Source organism: Bartonella sp. AP58NXGY, assembly GCF_042195785.1.
GTDB lineage: Bacteria > Pseudomonadota > Alphaproteobacteria > Rhizobiales > Rhizobiaceae > Bartonella.
In genome coordinates this window covers 26541-43775 of record NZ_JBHIOY010000006.1, presented here as the reverse complement: position 1 = coordinate 43775, position 17235 = coordinate 26541, and the positions used below count along the sequence as shown (strand labels likewise).

Below are 17235 nucleotides of genomic sequence, written 5' to 3'. Positions count from 1 at the left end.
TAATCTTTTCATTATCGTATATTTCATTTGTAAGAAAGTTACTAGTGCCAATAAGCAACAATATCTTTTTATGGGATAGAACGAGATGTTGATTTAATCCTTATTTTTTCACTTTTTGAATGAGTACCTTGAGTATTGTAAGATTCTCTTATTTTAAATCTACTTATGGTGAAACAATTAAAGTTATTAGCTTATATATTAGCAAGCGGAGTTAGTGTATGAATCAAAACTGTTGAAGAAAAGAATAAAAACTCCTTTCACGAATCGTTTAAATGTAAGAGTTGTCACAACTTGTAAGCTATCAAATAGTACGTTGATGCTACTTGTATTACATAGTAAGTAAAAGTAATTTAAAAGAGGAAAAGTTATGATCCCACATTTTTTCCAAATAAGAACATATTCTATCCGTCTTTGTATAAAAACCTCAGCGTAATGAGAGAAGATGAAAGAAATGGCATTGTTTTGTATGAGTTACATATTTTGATACTACCCCGTTGCAAATCATTATGGACTGAAAAACAAATTTGACAGTTTTCACTTAAATATCAGCTCTTTCAATTTTTTGTATAGAATATAGAATAATGAGCAGTATTTTAGAACTTTTTCTGGTTTATGAAAGAACTGATTTTAATAATAATGAGGACTTTGGGTTGATTGCATACTACGTTGAAAAAATAATAATCAATGCACATTTTAAAATGTTATATGATTTAAATCATTCAATTGTATCATGATAAGGCTACAAATACCGAGAATAATTATGGAGCAGGTTGAAGCCAAAATGACGCGCCATCCTGCTTTTTTTAGTGATCGGATATCAACACCTAATCCTAGTGCAGCCATTGAGATAACAGTAAACAACTGGGCAATAAATTTGATGGGATTGATAGCCTTTTCAGGGATAAGACCACTTGAGCGAACAAGCATCATGATAATAAAGCCAATGATAAACCATGGGACGAGGGTATGTAAACGCAAGCGTGTTTGTGCTGATCGGCGATAAATGATTGATAGAGTAAAAATAACAGGGCCTAACATGAGAACCCGTACTAATTTGACAATTGTTGCAATTTGGACGCTTACAAAAGAGATAGATGCTGTTGCTGCCAAAACTTGCGGTACAGCATAAACAACCATGCCAGCAAGCACGCCATATTGGCTAAATGACAAATTCAAAGATGGATGTAAAAAGGGTAGAAATAAAATAATAAGAACCCCTAAAAGAGCGGTAAAAGCAATTGATGCGGCTACATCGTCATGTTTTGCTTTTATGACAGGTGCAACGGCAACAATAGCTGAATTGCCACAAATAGCATTCCCACAAGCGACCAGCATTGCTAAATGTGTGGAAAGCCCGAAAAGTCGGCCGATGGCAAAGCTCAGGATAATCGTTACGAATATCACGAATATGATACTAGCAAGCAAATTCCAGCCAGCTGAAAGGACTGCGTTAATGCTAATGCTTGCTCCTAGAAGAACGATAGCAATTTCGAGAAGTGTTTTTGCACAAAAGGTGATACCTTTTTGAAAATATGTTGGCAAAGGAAAACAACTACGGATAATCGATCCTACAAGAATTGCCAAAACAAGGCTTTCAAGCCATGCTTCTGCGAAAAGCTGTTTTTCTACAACTTCTAAACCATAAGCTAAGGCTGATATGAGTAAACATACTAAAATACCAGGACCAAAGTCGTTTAAAAGTGAGAGATGTTTTTTGATCATTTTAATATTTCCCCATAAAAAGAAATGATAGTAAATAAAACGAGATAACAGGTAAGAGAAAGAAATTTTTAAAGATTCGTTCGTGCTTGTACAGCTGCTGCTAAAGTTCCGTCATCAAGATAATCAAGCTCGCCTCCTACAGGAACACCATGAGCAAGTCGCGTAATTTTAACTGAAAAATTAGAAAGCTGATCGGTAATATAGTGAGCAGTTGTTTGTCCTTCGACAGTCGCATTGACAGCAAGAATAATCTCCGTAATAGGGTTTTGTACAACACGTTGTATTAAGGTGGCAATGTTGAGTTCGTCAGGACCTATTCCATCTAAGGGGGAGAGTCGTCCACCCAACACATGGTAACGTGCGGCTAAAGTTTTTGCGCGCTCAAGAGCCCACAGATCAGCAATATCCTCAACAACGATGATTGTTGTATCATCGCGGCGCGAATCTGTACAAATTGAACAAGGATCAACAGTATCGACATTTCCACAAACAGAACAAATGCCGACTTTTTCTATAGCTGCTTGTATTGCTGCTCCTAAAGGCTCCAGCAATGTCTCCTTTTTTTTGATAAGATGAAGCGCAGCACGACGTGCCGAACGTGGACCAAGACCTGGTATTCGTGCTAAAATTTGAATGAGACGTTCAATCTCAGGTCCTGCAATGTATTTAGACATATTTTTTTTGTTCCACGGAAAAAATCGGATTCATTAAAATGGAAGCTTGAAACCTGATGGGAGTGGTAGCCCTGCTGTCATGCTTTTAGTTTTTTCTTCCATAGCTATTTCAATTTTTGCTTTGGCTTCATTATGGGCTGCCATAACAAGGTCTTCAAGAATTTCAGATTCCTCCGGTTTGAGTAATGAAGGGTCAATTTGGATGTCGGTTATGGTATTTTTGCCGTTTAATGTAACACTGACAAGCCCACCGCCGGCAACACCAACCACTTGTAAATTCGCCATTTCCTCTTGAATTTGCTGCATTTTTTCTTGCATTTCTTTGGCTTTTTTCATCATGCTCATCATTTCACGCATAGGAAGAGGTATCCTTATTCATCATTGATATTACTGTTATTTTGAAAAATATCAGCATTTTTAAAGGTATTAGGAAGTAAATCAAGATCATTTTCTTTTTTATTGAGTCGAATATCGACAATTTTTGCTTCTGGGAAATGATTAAGGATTTTTGCGATGTCAGGATCTGTCTCTGCTTTGGAAAAAAGAGTCTTTTGAATCGCTATACTTTCCTCCTGTAAGGTTGGGCCACCTCCTTCATTGACAAAAGCTATTGTCCAGCGTTTTTTAGTCCATTGAGATATTTTTTTTTCTATATCATGAGCAAGAAATTGTGGAGTATTTTCAGAAAGTCTTAAGGTAATATGCCCAGCATCAAAAGAAACAGGATGAACAAATTCTTTAACAAGGAGTTTGAAAGGAACATCATTATGCTGTTCAGCTAATTTAACAATATCGTGCAAGGAATTAATCACTAGAGTTTTAGGTTCAGCAATCTCTTCTGTTATTTGTGTGACACAATGCGATAAATTTTCAATCTTTTCAGAAAGATCAGTAGATTGAAAAGTTTCAAGAGTTTTTGTTACTTCGTGGGCGTTGGTTTTTTCAGGAGTTTGATTTTTAACTAAATTTTCCGGTTGTAAGGAATTATCTAATTGGCTTTTCAAGGATGTTTTTAAATCTGATAGATCGGGTAATGTATTGGTAACGCTTGAGAAAGTATGGGCATCGACTGTTGTTTCTTTTGTTATATTATTTGCATTCGTAGATTCTTGATGAGAAGAGTTTGTAACGAGTGTGAGGGGTGTTTTTTCTTGCGTAAGCTTTTTTAAAGCTTCATCAAGAGTTGGTAGGTCAGCCGTGTGAGCAAGACGAATTAAAAGCATTTCAGCGGCTTGAAGTGGACGTGCAGTTTGATTAACTTCCTGTAAGCCTTTGAGTAACATTTGCCAGTTTCGGGATAAAACAGGAACGGAAAGTTTTTTTGAAAAGTCTAAACTTCTTAAACGTTGTTCTTCAGTTAGTGAGAAATCTTCCACTATTTCTGGTGTAAAACGTAAACGTGTGACCAGATGATTAAAATCGGCTAGTTCTGTCAATATAGTAAGAGGATCAGCACCTGCATCATATTGACTGCGTAATTCATGTAATGCATTGACAACATTACCCTTCATGATAAATTCAAAGAGATCGATAATACGTGCTTGATCAGCTAACCCTAACATTGTACGCACTTCAACAGCATTAACATTGCCATTGCTATGGGCAATCGCTTGATCAAAAATGGATAATGCATCACGTGCAGAGCCTTCTGCAGCACGAACAATCATAGAGAGTGCTTGCTCTTCTACTTCTACCTTTTCATATTTTGCAATTTGGCGCAAATGCGCACTCAAAGCTTTTGATTCAATACGTCGCAAATCGAAACGTTGGCAACGTGAAAGGATTGTAATAGGAACTTTGCGAATTTCTGTTGTGGCAAAAATAAATTTTACATGGGATGGTGGTTCTTCAAGAGTTTTCAACAAACCATTAAAGGCTTGTGTTGAGAGCATATGGACTTCATCGATAATATAAACCTTATAACGCGCAGAAACAGGACGATAGCGTATTTGTTCAATAATTTCACGAATATCGTCAATGCCCGTATGAGAAGCGGCATCCATTTCTATAACATCAATATGGCGTCCTTCGATAATTTGTACGCAATGTTCACCAAGAGAGTCTAATATGGTTGTTGGTTGGTCAATATCTTTTGTTTTATAATTGAGCGCACGTGCCAAAACACGTGCTGTTGTGGTTTTACCTACGCCACGAATTCCTGTTAACATCCACGCTTGTGCAATACGACCTTTTTCGAAGGCATTGGTGAGAGTACGCACCATAGCTTCTTGACCAATGAGATCAGAGAAGTTTTGTGGTCGATATTTACGAGCAAGAACACGATAGGCTGTTTCTACCGGTACACTTTCCATGAATGTTTCCAACTTCGAAGTTTGTTATGCGTATATTTTGATAATACAAAAGCATAGGTCAATACTGTACTCTCATATAAAAGGATTTTTTCTTAATCAAATTATTTATGGGAGCCTTTATTTAAAGACAATCAAAACCCTCTACTCACTGCATACAGCCACTCTGAAGATTAAAAATACCTCGCTAAAAGACAGCATAAAAATAATTTCTTCAGCAAAATAGGAGGTCGGCACGATGACCCGTACCAGAACCCGTTGGGGCTGCTTCTTTCCAGACCTGACCCAGTTGGCGAGTAGTTCGTCCACCACCAACCTCCCAAGTTCATATTGTCGATTTGGAATGAAAAATCAAGCTCAGAAACGAAAAATATCTTCAGAACGACAAAGAATTTTCCTTTGCGTTTAATTTATTGACATATAAACAACAAAGAGATTGAGGACTTATCAGTCTTCATAGCAGGAGTTCTTCATATTTATTGGGGATGAAAATATTTTCTTCGTTTAAGATAATCTGAATGTATAATTATAATCGTTCGTTCAAACCTGCCTATAAGAGTTTTAGGATAACTCCGTCTGTTCTAAAATTACGAAGTTGAATCATTGAGAATTTGCAACGGCAAAAAAGGAAAATAAAGCATATAAATCGTGCAGTGAGTTAAAATAAGAAATTTAGAGGAAGAATATTGTTGATGAATAATTATAAATACTAATTTAATAGTATCGCTCTCCTCATACAAAACAGAGCACCTCAAACAGAATACATTTAATGTTGTACATTCACATGCTTTTACAAGAAATATTTTTCAATACTGTTAATTCGATTTCATCACATCACTTGTAAAGTGTATACATACTGCTTCTGAGGTATAAATCCATTGAGAAATTCCATCTTTACGTTTGTGAAGAAGCACGCCGGCACCATCATTAATATTTGCCAACTCGTGGGTGTTGCAACAACCCTTGGCACTTAAGACGGTTCATAAAAGCCATTTTTACTCCTTTCTTATACAGTTTTTATCCCCACACTCATCCCACTTGTGACGTGCAAGGAGATGGTTTTGATTGATTCAAGATAAACAAGTTTGAAATGAGAGAATCTTACGATATTCGGGACTCTCATTCAATATGCAGAACAGAGAATTATATTTATAAATCAATATTTTGACTTATAAGAAAATTTCATCATTTCTATAGTGAATGAGCATATCAAGTACGTAATATTTTTTCTTTTAACATATATGAATGTAAACTGAGTAGATGTTACCGCTCTTTTTTCTTGAGTGCTTATTTTCTTAATTAAAAAACATTGATACTCATCACAAAATAGATCAATGTATGAGTTCCCGTTATTTGAGAAAGATTTCATATATCTTTTAAGGGCTGTACTTATGCAAGAGATGCAGCATTAAAAGCTATAGAATAATAAGGGTGGCACAGATTTATGACTTCATAACTGTAAAAACGGTATTTTATATACACGACATTTTATAGCTTTAAATAATTAGATTTTTTAAAGAGAAGAGAAAAGCGAGATGAGTTTTTTACAAAAAGCTTGAATGAATATGATTAAAAATGCAGTGAGGAATACGTCTATAAAGAAATTTTTTCTTCTCTTCTTAATCTATAAGCGATTTCTGTATGGTGTGCTTTATATTATTTAAAATGAAGCAGTTGCGAAGGTAAAAGTTATATTCTTATTTAAAACTTAGCTCTGATGGTAGAGAGTACAGAACAATTTAAGTTTAGTCATTTAGTTGTCGCAAAAGTTCTTTAATATCTAACCTTATGAGCAGCTTAAGGTTTTCTATATCAGTACAAAACACCTCTTCAGCGATAAGTTTTAATAGCTCATTATGCCCTATTTTGAAAAAAAACACCTGAAAAAAGAATAACTCTACTCAAATTTAGATGCTATAGAAATATTGTTAATCATAATCTCCTGTGTCACAATGTGTTCCAATAACTTTTTTCTTCGTAATATTTTTAAAAATATAATGTCCTGACGAAGGAAAACTTATATGAAGAGATTTTATATTTTTTAGGGTAAAGATCTTTTTTTCTTTATCATGGGTTATTTTCTTTTCATCATCACCAACAATTTTCAATTTGTTTAAATCGGAAGGAGTGGAGTACGATAAAGTAAAGGATACTTTCTTCGGTTCAAACACCTCGCAAGAATATTCAGCTCCTTGACGGACTATATCGGAGGGGATAATTGTAACACTTTCATCTGGCGCAAAAAACCATTTGTTCTCACCAAAACCAGCAAATGCAACACTAGAGTAGACGAGAATATTTGCAGCTAACAATCCTTGCGTGAAGATTTTTTTCATTATCCTCTCTTTTTTCTTAAAACAGGATGAATTATAAATCAGTTTTTATAAATATGAAAGTTAGAATTTAATATCAAAAGTAGGGATAAGTTGCATTTTCTAGCTTTAAATCATGTCCAGAATGACTTCTCTCAGAGGTTTGAATGCTCTGTTATGCATATACTCTGATGGATAATTTACATTATTTTTAGACTTAAATTAGAAGTTCATTATTTTTATTGGAATAAATTGTCATAGGAAATGATCCTTCGCAAGAATTTTCTTGATATATGAAAGTGAAATAGATGGTACAAGCGTTTTATTTCCTGTTTTTGCTAGAGTTTCTTTAATATTGGTCTTTGTACGAGTTAAATTGCTGTTTTTCATGATATAATTTGTGAGAAAATATTATGAAAATAATTTATATATTCTGTTATGCGTTGTTTTTTCTTCTTTAGTGTTCATGAAGGATGTTTATGAGAAAAAACGAGTTTCTCCAAGACACATTACGTCATGGGATTGTTACGATTCTTTTCGATATAAGCAAAAAATGATGGTAGCTTAATTTCTTTTATATATGCGATGCTCGATCATTTTGTGCTGGATAAGTACCGATAATGCGCAATTCTGCAGAAAAGAAAGACAACTCTTCTAAGGCAAGTTTCATCATAGGATCTTCAGGATGTCCTTCAATGTCAACAAAGAATTGTGTTGCATTGAAATTTCCACCAATTTGATAGCTTTCTAATTTTGTCATATTAATACCATTCGTCGCAAATCCTCCTAGTGTTTTATAAAGGGCTGCAGGGACATTGCGCACGCGAAAAAGAAGACTTGTGATGATTTTTTCGCCATTTTGGGGTTTGGGCACACGTTTTTGAGAACGCGAAAGGATGACAAAACGAGTAATATTATGAGGACTATCTTCAACATTTTTTTCAAGAATATCAAGTCCGTAGAGTTCTGCTGCTATCAGAGGCGCTAAGGCCGCTTGTGAACGTTGAGCACTTTTTTTTATAAACTTTGCAGCTCCAGCGGTATCCGCAGAAACAACAGGTTCCCAACCATTGTTTCGTATGATTTTTCGGCATTGTGCTAGGGCATGCGTATGACTGTGGACGGTTTTAATTTCATCATGTGTAACACCTGGTAGAACCATGAGTTGAAAATGGATAGGCAAAAAATACTCACCAATGATATAAAGGGAAGAGTGCGGTAAGAGGTGATGAATATCCGCAACACGGCCAGCAAGAGTATTTTCAATAGGAATCATAGCAAGATCAGCTTGCCCGTTTTCCACTAAGTTGAGCGCATCTTCAAAAGTAGTAGAGGGTACAGCATCCATATTGGGAAACATATTGAGGCACGCTGTATGAGAATTGGCGCCGTATTCTCCTTGGAAGGAAATTTTATTGGTTTTTTTAAGTGTCTTCATGCTAAAATTTTTCGTACCCTTTCAAGATCACGTTGTGTATCGACGCTTAAGGGGATTGTATCCACTATTTCTACATCAATACGCATGTTATGCTCTAATGCGCGTAATTGTTCAAGTTTTTCACGTTGCTCAAGTGGCGAGGGTTTGAATGATACAAATTTCTCAAGTGCTTCGCGCCTATAGGCGTATATTCCAATATGGTGATAAAGAGGACCATCTCCATAGGGTGCTGTGGCGCGAGTAAAATAAAGAGCACGAAGGCGATTTTGAGAAAGCGGTGTCCCAATGATCTTGACAACATTGGGATCTCTTGTTTCATTTTCTTCAATGATTTGAGCACCCAAGGTTGCAATATCGGTAAAGCTATTTTCTAAAGGGCGTAGTGCATGAATGATTTCATGAGGCGTTATCGTTGGGAGGTCACCTTGTATATTTAAAATGGCGTTGTAGCGTTGTGCAGGATCAATGCGCATTAAAGCTTCATAAATACGATCAGATCCAGACTTATGATCACAAGATGTCATGATGTATTCATGTCCATAAGCTGTAACGGCTTCAGCAATATCATGATGATCTGTTGCAACGATGGTTCGACCTAATGCGGCTTTTTTTGCTTGTTCTGCGACATGAACAATCATCGGCTTTCCAGCGATTTCAGCGAGAGCTTTTTGAGGTAGACGGGTTGAGCCCATACGGGCAGGAATAAGAATAATTGGTTCAAGAGCCATTGCAAGATTCCAAACGTCGTCTGTGGTGCATTTAGGATGTTGTGTGTTATAAAGAAAAAGCTTATACTAAAAATGGTAATGAAACCATGAACATTTGAGTTTTTATGAATCGCTGGAGAGTTATCTATTTTGTTTCTGCTTGTTTATGTGTGTTGGTCATTGTTGTGGGAATTTCCACACTCAGCAATATAGTTTATGATCAGCCTACATCGGTTCAATATTATCATACAGTTACCAAGAACGATATATTTAAAGAAAAACAGAAAGCAACTGATGTTTCTCTATCACTAAATAGCCGCCTTCAACAAGGTAATTTTGAAAATGGGCGTAAAGTTTTTCGCCAATGTGCCATATGCCATACTTCTGGACGCAATGAAGCAGGGCGTGTAGGTCCAGTTCTTTGGGAAATTGTTGACCGCCCTTTGGCATCAGCAGCAGGTTTTGCATATTCACGGGTATTGCGTGCGCACTCTGATCAAAAATGGGATTTTGTAACGTTAGATCGTTATCTGCGTTCTCCACGTGAAGCATTTCCGGGGACCATTATGTCTTTTCGTGGAATTAAAAATGACCAAGATCGTGCCGATCTTTTGCTTTATTTACGCAGTCTATCGGATCATCCCGTTCCTTTACCAATGGATAATAACAAAGCGAACGAGCCAAAATAACGTACATTATAGATGTTTAGTTTAGAAAGAAGTCTATTTTTTTGTAATTTTGATTTCAAGGTTTTATCAAAAGAGCTCTTACCGATGTTTTAATAAGGGAAACACTTCTCTCATTGCAAAACAGAACATATTTAACCTTGCACATTCACCCACTTTTTTTAAAGAGATTTTTCTCGATGCTTCCCACGCCCATTTCACGATGGCACTCGTGAATGGGATAATCTATAGGGCTCCATCATATTATTCCAGTTCCTAATGTTGCAATAGTCTTTGTTTATTCAGATAGTTTATAAAGGGCATTTTTACTTCTGTTTTACATATTTTTATTCACATGCTATTCCCCCTTATGGGGTGTGATTTGATTGAGTGAATATAAAGAAATGAAATAAAAAAAATTACGGTATTTGAGGCGCTCACTTAATATATGAAGCAATAGATTATAAATCAGTGTGTGTCTGTGATGAGGAAAAAAATTATTGAAAATGGTCCAACAAATCAAGAATTCTAAAATTTCTAACAGCATACAAAAGAAATTGTTGGCAATAAATCTAAGGGACAACTTCTTTAAACAGATAGGAATGCACCTATCTGGTGCAAAGTAAAAATTTGTGTTTGGTTCCTAGTTAAAAAGAATTTTTACAGTGAATAAAAGGATTATGTGATGCTGTTAGGGTACAGATATTATAATTCGTGTTGGTTAAACACTTGAAATTATACAGAGAGATCTCAGGAAAAACAACATTGGAGTTTACACTTATACGAATGTTGTTTTTTAAGGTGCAGATCACTTTTTATAATATTGACATGAGCAATTTTATTTATAAGAAAATACGTTCTTTATGGAGGAGTATTCAGATTTTTTTTAAGATTGGTTTGCTTCACTTTCTCCACATATACTTGTAAGTGAAATTATTGCTGAAGAATTGTCAATTTATGAACTACAATTTTTTACTTTTGAATGCGATGATTTTATGATTGAAGCTCTGCGTGAAGTTAATCTTTTCTCTTCTATGCGCCATTATTACCTCTGTATTTTTTAGGAACAGAGCAAATGGATTGCTCTGATGTTTGATAAACTAAACGTTTTGTCTTGATGCAAGCGTGCAGACATTTTTACATCATTAATAACTAAAGTATCACGAGGTTATCTGTTTATGGGGTATGATTTAGAGTTATTAAAGCGCTGTCACATGAAGAGGTTATTATGCGTGAATGGAGAGAGAGTTGAATATGGTCCTGCTGAGTGTATTTTTATTCCCCTCAAAAATTCTTTACATAAGAACACTGATGGCAGCTACGTTTGCACGAATATCTAATCGTTTATAAAAGATGACATGAAATTACGCTGATAATTCATTATAAAGAAGGATTTTTTCTACAAAAGGTTTTCAATATTTGCGATAAGATTAATAGTTTTCATTGCATGTAGAGTTCCAATGGCGCTAAGTAAAATATCGCTATTTCCAGTTTTAGAATATGCTAAAAGAATATAAGAGAACAGAAGAGAGAACATCATCAAGATTCTCCAAAATTCTTAAGAGCTACGGCATTTTCTTTAATAATTTGAGCGTTTATAAGTAATAATATTAAATTGCGCTAATAATCCATTATAGAGAAGAATCTTTCCTACTAATGGCTCTCCGATGTTTGTGATCATTTTAATAACTTCCATTGCTTGTAGGGTTCCAATAACGCCAGGTAAAATACCAATGATTCCAGCTTCAGCGCATGTTGGAATAGTATTGGGAGCAGGAGGGGTGGGGAATAAATCGCGATAGTGAGGATTATTGTCTTTATATGGCATAAGGACGGTTAATGAGCCATTAAAACGTTCTACAGCACCACTTATCAAAGGTTTTTTACATTGGGCAGCGTGATCAGCAAGAAGATAGCGTGTCGTAAAGTTATCACTTCCATCAACAATGATGTGGTAAGCATTGAGCAGTTTATCCACATTACTGTTATCTAAGCGTAGGGGGTATTTTTCAACTACGACATGGGGGTTTATTGCTTTTATAGTGGTTTCAGCGCTGTCTGTTTTGCTTTTGTTGATTGCATTTGTTTTATGAATAACTTGGCGTTGTAAATTGGAAAGTGAAACGATGTCGTTATCGATAATTCCAAGGGTTCCAACACCTGCGGCAGCCAAATAGGTTAAGACAGGAGCCCCAAGACCACCAGCGCCCACAACAAGAACACGTGCTTTTTTTAGCTTTTGTTGCCCTGCACCACCAATCTCAGGCAAAATGATGTGGCGTGCATAGCGTTCGATTTCTTCGTTGCTTAATTTTGTATCTGTTTCTTGTGTCATAAATTTTCTCTTGTCATAGTTCTTTTATTGTTTACTAAGTTTATGATGCATAGACCAGTCTGCTTTTAGGATAGGGAGGATTTATTTATGAAAATTGCCATTCAGATGGATCATATTTCAACAGTTCGGATTCAGGGAGATACGACATTTGCACTCGCTTTAGCAGCACAAGAACGTGGACATTCTCTCTTCCATTATACACCAGATCGTTTATCTCTATGCGATGGTTGTGTGATTGCACGACTAGAGCCATTGATTGTACATGATAAAGAGGGAAGCCACTATCAATTAGAAAAGCCTGTTCGCACGGAATTAACAGATATGGATGTGGTTCTTTTACGCCAAGATCCCCCTTTTGATCTCAATTATATCACAACAACCCATTTGTTAGAGCGTATTCATCCTAAAACACTCGTTGTGAATGATCCCGCATGGGTACGCAACAGTCCAGAAAAAATTTTTGTTACTGAATTTTCTGATCTGATGCCAGAAACATTAATTACCAAAGATATTGAAGAAATAACAGCTTTTAGAGAGACATTTGGCGATATTATTGTTAAACCACTTTATGGAAATGGGGGCGCTGGTATTTTTTATTTAAAACAAGATGATCGTAATTTAGCATCATTGTTGGAAATGTTTGCAGAAATTTATCACGAACCTTTTATTGTTCAGCGCTATTTAGAGGCAGTACGAAAAGGAGATAAAAGGATTATTTTGCTTGATGGTACACCTGTTGGAGCTATTAATCGAATTCCGACAGAAACAGATGTGCGCTCTAATATGCATGTTGGAGGTCGCGCGGAAAATGTTGAGTTAACAAAACGTGATTATGAGATTTGTGAACGCATTGGTCCAGCCTTAAAGGAACGAGGTCTTCTTTTTGTGGGGATTGATGTGATTGGAGATTATATAACAGAAATCAATGTGACGTCTCCTACGGGAATTCGTGAAATTAAACGCTTCTGCGGTACAGATGTTGCTCATTTGTTTTGGGATGTTATTGAGTTCAAGCGTTCAAATGAATTTATTTGACAGAGGATAAAAACATGGTTTTAAAAAAATGATCCATGTTGTTTTTTATATTTGTTATGTTGCAAATGTGAACTAGAATGACCGTATGATATAAATTAAGAGGCTTTGTTTCCAATTTTTAGGGAGTTTATAGATGAACAGAGTATTATCAATTGGAGTGGGATTGATTTTTGCGCTACTGCTGTCAGCAAATGGAGGCAATGCGCGCGATCAAATACAGATTACTGGTTCATCTACAGTTTTACCTTATCAAAAGATTGTTGCTGAAACATTTGGAGAAATTTATCCCCATTTTAAGGTTCCTGTTATCGAATCGGGTGGAACAGGAGCTGGTATTAAGGAATTCTGCCGTGGTATTGGGGAGAACACTGTTGATATTGTTAATGCTTCGCGAGCAATGAAACCGAGTGAATTACAGTCTTGTTTTGATGCTGGTGTAAAAGATGTTGAGGAAATACGTATTGGGTATGATGGCATTGTTTTTGCAACAGATATTAAGGGGCCTGATTGGAAATTACAGCCAGTAGATGTTTATAAAGCCCTTGCTGCTCGAATTATTATAGACGGAAAATTGCAACCGAATAATTTTTTGAAATGGAGTACAGTTAATAGTGCTCTTCCTGATTGGACGATAGCAGCGTATATTCCTGGAGAGAAGCATGGGACACGTGAAGTTTTTGAGGAAAAATTACTTATTGAGGGGTGTAAAGAGAGTGGGGCAGTTGAGGTGATGAAGTCTTTAGGAATGGATGATAAGGAGATACACACTGCTTGTATTGCGGTACGTAAGGATGGAAAAGCGGTTGATATTGATGGTGATTATTCTGAAACATTTGCGCGTCTAACTTCTAATAAAACAGGGGTTGGTATTTTTGGTTTGTCTTTTTATCAAAATAATGCTGATAGGCTAAAGGTTGCCGATATTAACGGTTTTGCGCCAACAGTTGAGACGATTTCTAGTGGACAATATCCAGTTTCTCGTCCACTTTTTTTCTATATTAAGAAAGCACATTTAGGTATTATTTCAGGTTTGCGAGAGTATGTTGATTTTTTTCTTTCTGATCAAATGATTGGTCCAGAGGGTCCTTTGGCTGAATATGGTTTGATTGTTTCTTCTGAAAAGGAACGTCAAGCACAGCGTTCTGATTTTTCTGCTGGTCGAGTAATGACATTGAAATAATTTGCAGGGAAAATTTGTTGGATTTCTGGGATAGGAAATTTGGGTGTTATTTTTTTATAAAAACTGAAAGATAAAATGCGCATTTCCTTCATTATTTTGCTGTTATTAATTCTTGGATTTTGTGGCTTTTGTATTTCTTATATGCGCGCACGCTTTCTTGAATACAGACGACATAAAATGCATTCTCGTGCGTATTATTATGGCTGGTGGACATTTTTGATTACTGTTATTCCAGCTTTTATTTTTTTAATTTTTTGGGATGCTGGGAGTACAATTTATTTAGAATATAATGCCTCTCAAGAGCTTGAGGCATATAGTGCGCATATAACAGAGCCTGTAAATCATGATCTACTTTGGGAGACTCTTCGAAGTCTTGCCAAAATGCTTCATCACTTTGAAGGGGATCTTTCTACCGCTTCCTATAAGACAGTGCAGGCACAATTATTCGCGAAGGGATTTGTTTTACCTGATGAAGTATCGGATGATGTGTACAAAATGGCACAGTCATGGGTATTTTCTTCTGAAAAGCTTCAGTTCATTGGTTATGGTTTCCTTTTTGCTATTGCATTCTTTGGTTTTATCTGTGGAATAATGCAAATTGCTCCTCATCAGCGTGCGCGTAATAAGGTTGAATCTTTGATTATTATTGGACTGGTTTGTGCTTCTATCGTTGCTATCTTGACGACAATAGCCATTGCACTTTCTATGTTTTTTCAGACAATAAGCTTTTTTCAGTCTGTATCTTTTTCAAATTTCTTTTTAGGAACGGTTTGGGATCCGCGTTTTTCCGCGAGCGGTTCAAGCGGTGAAGTAGGACAATTTGGTTTAATACCACTTCTTGCTGGTACGCTTTATATTGCATTTGTTGCCATGCTTTTTGCTGTACCTATAGGATTATTTTCAGCTCTTTATATGGCCGAGTATGCTTCTTCGCGATTGCGAGCAATTGTGAAGCCATTGTTAGAAGTTCTTGCTGGCATTCCAACGATTGTTTATGGCTTTTTTGCTTTGAAGGTTGTAGGACCATTTTTACGAGATCTCTCTGCTTCTCTCTCAGACGGGGTTAGTTTTATTATGGCGCAAAGTGTTTTGACTGCTGGAGTTGTGATGGGAATTATGTTGATTCCTTTTGTTTCCTCTTTGTCGGATGATGTTATAACAGCTGTTCCACGCATTTTACGTGAAGGTTCTTATGGTTTAGGAGCAACACAATCTGAAACAATTAAGAAAGTCGTTATACCGGCAGCGCTTCCAGGGATTATGGGAGCAATTTTGTTGACAGCATCGCGTGCAATTGGTGAAACAATGATTGTGGTTTTGGCGGCGGGTGTTGCTGCAAACTTAACACTCAATCCTTTCGAAGCAATGACGACGATGACAGTTAAGATTGTTAATCAATTGACTGGTGATTTTGAGTTTAACTCTCCACAAACTTTGGTGGCTTTTGCATTAGGAATGACACTCTTTGTCATGACACTTTTGATGAATATTCTAGCTCTTTATATTGTGCGTAAATATCGGGAACAATATGAATGAATGAAAAAATTCTTTTGCCTCGTCGCAATATTAGCCTCAAACGTCGGTATTGGGCTGAACGTCGTTTTCGTGCCTATGGTTTGATTGCCATTTTTATTGGTTTGTTTTTTTTATTTGCGCTTTTATGGTCTATCATTAGTCAAGGTTATACAGCCTTTTTGCAGAGTCAAATGACATTATCGATTTATTTGGATGAAAAGATTATTGATCCAGGTGGTCAACATAAAACAAATCCACAGGTCCTCATAATGGCGAATTATCCAATTCTTGTACGCAATGCGTTAGCCAAGAAACTTGATATCGATCAAAATGATCGAGCCTCTCTGCGGGATGTTAGCCGTATGTTTTCAAGTGGTGTACGTGTTCAACTCCGTGAAATGGTGACAAAGAATCCAAGACTGATTGGCACAATGCAAAAAATCAAAGTTTTGGCAGCTGCGGATATCGATTCTGCTTATAAGGGGCAGATTGATCTGCATGTAGCAGAAAAAAACCGTAAAGTTTCTAATCGGCAAATAGAATGGATAAAGCGTTTAGCGCATGATGGTACGCTTTATAAAACATTTAATGTTGGTTTTTTTACACTTGGCGCTTCAAGTCGTCCTGAGACTGCTGGGTTAGGGGTTGCGATTATTGGTTCTCTTTATATGATAGGCATTGTTTTATTGGTTTCACTTCCGATAGGCATAGCAACGGCTCTTTATTTGGAAGAATATGCACGTAAAAATAAATTTACAGATTTTATCGAAGTTAATATCAATAATCTTGCAGCTGTTCCTTCGATTGTCTTTGGTCTTTTAGGACTCGCGGTTTTTATTAATTTTTTGGGATTACCACGTTCCGCTTCTTTTGTTGGAGGTCTTGTTTTAGCGCTCATGACTCTCCCCACGATTATTATTGCAACACGTTCTGCTTTGCGTGCTGTTCCTCTCTCTATTCGTGCAGCAGCTTTAGGTTTGGGGGCATCAAAAACACAAATGATTTTTCATCATGTTATTCCTTTAGCTGCGCCTGGTATTTTGACAGGTACAATTATTGGAGTAGCTCAGGCTTTGGGTGAAACTGCGCCTTTGCTTTTGATTGGAATGGTTGCTTTTGTTGTTAATATTCCTACGACTCCCATGGATCCAGCAACAGCGTTGCCTGTTCAAATTTTTATGTGGGCAGGTGAAGCAGAGCGCGCTTTTGTTGAAAAGACGTCAGGGGCTATTATTGTATTAATGATTTTTCTTGCGATCATGAATATTTCTGCGGTTTTTTTACGTCGACGATTTGAATGCCGCCAATAATTTTAATAAAATAACAATTTCGATAAGATTTTT

Annotated in this window: 13 protein-coding genes and 1 other RNA gene; 5 read left to right on the top strand and 9 right to left on the bottom strand. The window is 36.4% G+C overall.

Annotation, left to right across the window (positions count from 1 at the left end; all coding sequences use genetic code 11):
- Positions 1-693: 693 nt before the first annotated feature.
- The 8 genes from ACFINC_RS05415 to ACFINC_RS05380 all read right to left on the bottom strand — a co-directional run bounded on the left by ACFINC_RS05415 (position 694) and on the right by ACFINC_RS05380 (position 9183).
- A complete protein-coding gene (locus ACFINC_RS05415) occupies positions 694-1722 on the bottom strand; it encodes a YeiH family protein (protein WP_375616428.1) in 1029 nt (342 codons plus the stop codon).
- Positions 1723-1790: 68 nt separating this feature from the next.
- Complete coding sequence (gene recR, locus ACFINC_RS05410) at positions 1791-2396, bottom strand: recombination mediator RecR (RefSeq protein WP_375616427.1); 606 nt, start codon at positions 2394-2396, stop codon at positions 1791-1793.
- A gap of 33 nt (positions 2397-2429) precedes the next feature.
- Complete coding sequence (locus ACFINC_RS05405) at positions 2430-2753, bottom strand: YbaB/EbfC family nucleoid-associated protein (RefSeq protein WP_375616426.1); 324 nt, start codon at positions 2751-2753, stop codon at positions 2430-2432.
- A 14-nt stretch (positions 2754-2767) separates the two neighbouring features.
- Positions 2768-4708, bottom strand: a complete 1941-nt coding sequence (locus ACFINC_RS05400; protein ID WP_375616425.1) for a DNA polymerase III subunit gamma/tau — start codon at positions 4706-4708, stop codon at positions 2768-2770.
- Positions 4709-4927: 219 nt separating this feature from the next.
- Positions 4928-5025, bottom strand: an RNA gene (ffs, locus tag ACFINC_RS05395) — signal recognition particle sRNA small type.
- A gap of 1608 nt (positions 5026-6633) precedes the next feature.
- Positions 6634-7041, bottom strand: a complete 408-nt coding sequence (locus ACFINC_RS05390) for a hypothetical protein (protein ID WP_375616424.1) — start codon at positions 7039-7041, stop codon at positions 6634-6636.
- Positions 7042-7591: 550 nt separating this feature from the next.
- Entirely contained in the window at positions 7592-8455 is an 864-nt protein-coding gene (locus ACFINC_RS05385; RefSeq protein WP_375616423.1) for a prephenate dehydratase, read from the bottom strand.
- Complete coding sequence (locus ACFINC_RS05380) at positions 8452-9183, bottom strand: 3-deoxy-manno-octulosonate cytidylyltransferase (protein ID WP_375616422.1); 732 nt, start codon at positions 9181-9183, stop codon at positions 8452-8454. Before ACFINC_RS05380 ends, ACFINC_RS05385 begins: the two co-directional genes overlap by 4 nt.
- A gap of 104 nt (positions 9184-9287) precedes the next feature.
- Here ACFINC_RS05380 and ACFINC_RS05375 point away from each other — a divergent pair, with 104 nt between their 5' ends.
- Positions 9288-9851: a c-type cytochrome gene (locus tag ACFINC_RS05375; protein ID WP_375616421.1), complete on the top strand. Its 564-nt coding sequence runs from the start codon at positions 9288-9290 to the stop codon at positions 9849-9851.
- A 1555-nt stretch (positions 9852-11406) separates the two neighbouring features.
- Here the strand turns inward: ACFINC_RS05375 and ACFINC_RS05370 are convergent.
- Positions 11407-12162, bottom strand: a complete 756-nt coding sequence (locus tag ACFINC_RS05370; RefSeq protein ID WP_375616420.1) for a molybdopterin-synthase adenylyltransferase MoeB — start codon at positions 12160-12162, stop codon at positions 11407-11409.
- An 87-nt stretch (positions 12163-12249) separates the two neighbouring features.
- Between ACFINC_RS05370 and gshB the strand changes: the two genes are divergently transcribed.
- The 4 genes from gshB (at position 12250) to pstA (ending at position 17202) form a co-directional block, all read left to right on the top strand.
- The gene (gene gshB, locus ACFINC_RS05365; RefSeq protein WP_375616419.1) at positions 12250-13197 is read left to right on the top strand and encodes a glutathione synthase; all 948 of its coding nucleotides are present in this window, start codon (positions 12250-12252) and stop codon (positions 13195-13197) included.
- 133 nt (positions 13198-13330) lie between these two features.
- Positions 13331-14377: a substrate-binding domain-containing protein gene (locus tag ACFINC_RS05360; protein ID WP_375616418.1), complete on the top strand. Its 1047-nt coding sequence runs from the start codon at positions 13331-13333 to the stop codon at positions 14375-14377.
- A gap of 75 nt (positions 14378-14452) precedes the next feature.
- Positions 14453-15913 (top strand): phosphate ABC transporter permease subunit PstC, encoded by a 1461-nt coding sequence (gene pstC / locus ACFINC_RS05355; protein WP_375616417.1) that lies wholly within the window; start codon positions 14453-14455, stop codon positions 15911-15913.
- A complete protein-coding gene (gene pstA / locus ACFINC_RS05350; protein ID WP_375616416.1) occupies positions 15910-17202 on the top strand; it encodes a phosphate ABC transporter permease PstA in 1293 nt (430 codons plus the stop codon). Before pstC ends, pstA begins: the two co-directional genes overlap by 4 nt.
- Positions 17203-17235: the final 33 nt, after the last annotated feature.

Coding starts and splice junctions, on each gene's coding strand:
- ACFINC_RS05360 (WP_375616418.1), top strand. CDS start 13,331: ATGAACAGAGTATTATCAATTGGAGTGGGATTGATTTTTGCGCTACTG.
- gshB (WP_375616419.1), top strand. CDS start 12,250: ATGAAAATTGCCATTCAGATGGATCATATTTCAACAGTTCGGATTCAG.
- ACFINC_RS05385 (WP_375616423.1), bottom strand. CDS start 8,455: ATGAAGACACTTAAAAAAACCAATAAAATTTCCTTCCAAGGAGAATAC.
- pstC (WP_375616417.1), top strand. CDS start 14,453: ATGCGCATTTCCTTCATTATTTTGCTGTTATTAATTCTTGGATTTTGT.
- pstA (WP_375616416.1), top strand. CDS start 15,910: ATGAATGAAAAAATTCTTTTGCCTCGTCGCAATATTAGCCTCAAACGT.
- ACFINC_RS05415 (WP_375616428.1), bottom strand. CDS start 1,722: ATGATCAAAAAACATCTCTCACTTTTAAACGACTTTGGTCCTGGTATT.
- ACFINC_RS05370 (WP_375616420.1), bottom strand. CDS start 12,162: ATGACACAAGAAACAGATACAAAATTAAGCAACGAAGAAATCGAACGC.
- ACFINC_RS05400 (WP_375616425.1), bottom strand. CDS start 4,708: ATGGAAAGTGTACCGGTAGAAACAGCCTATCGTGTTCTTGCTCGTAAA.
- ACFINC_RS05405 (WP_375616426.1), bottom strand. CDS start 2,753: ATGCGTGAAATGATGAGCATGATGAAAAAAGCCAAAGAAATGCAAGAA.
- ACFINC_RS05380 (WP_375616422.1), bottom strand. CDS start 9,183: ATGGCTCTTGAACCAATTATTCTTATTCCTGCCCGTATGGGCTCAACC.
- ACFINC_RS05390 (WP_375616424.1), bottom strand. CDS start 7,041: ATGAAAAAAATCTTCACGCAAGGATTGTTAGCTGCAAATATTCTCGTC.
- recR (WP_375616427.1), bottom strand. CDS start 2,396: ATGTCTAAATACATTGCAGGACCTGAGATTGAACGTCTCATTCAAATT.
- ACFINC_RS05375 (WP_375616421.1), top strand. CDS start 9,288: ATGAATCGCTGGAGAGTTATCTATTTTGTTTCTGCTTGTTTATGTGTG.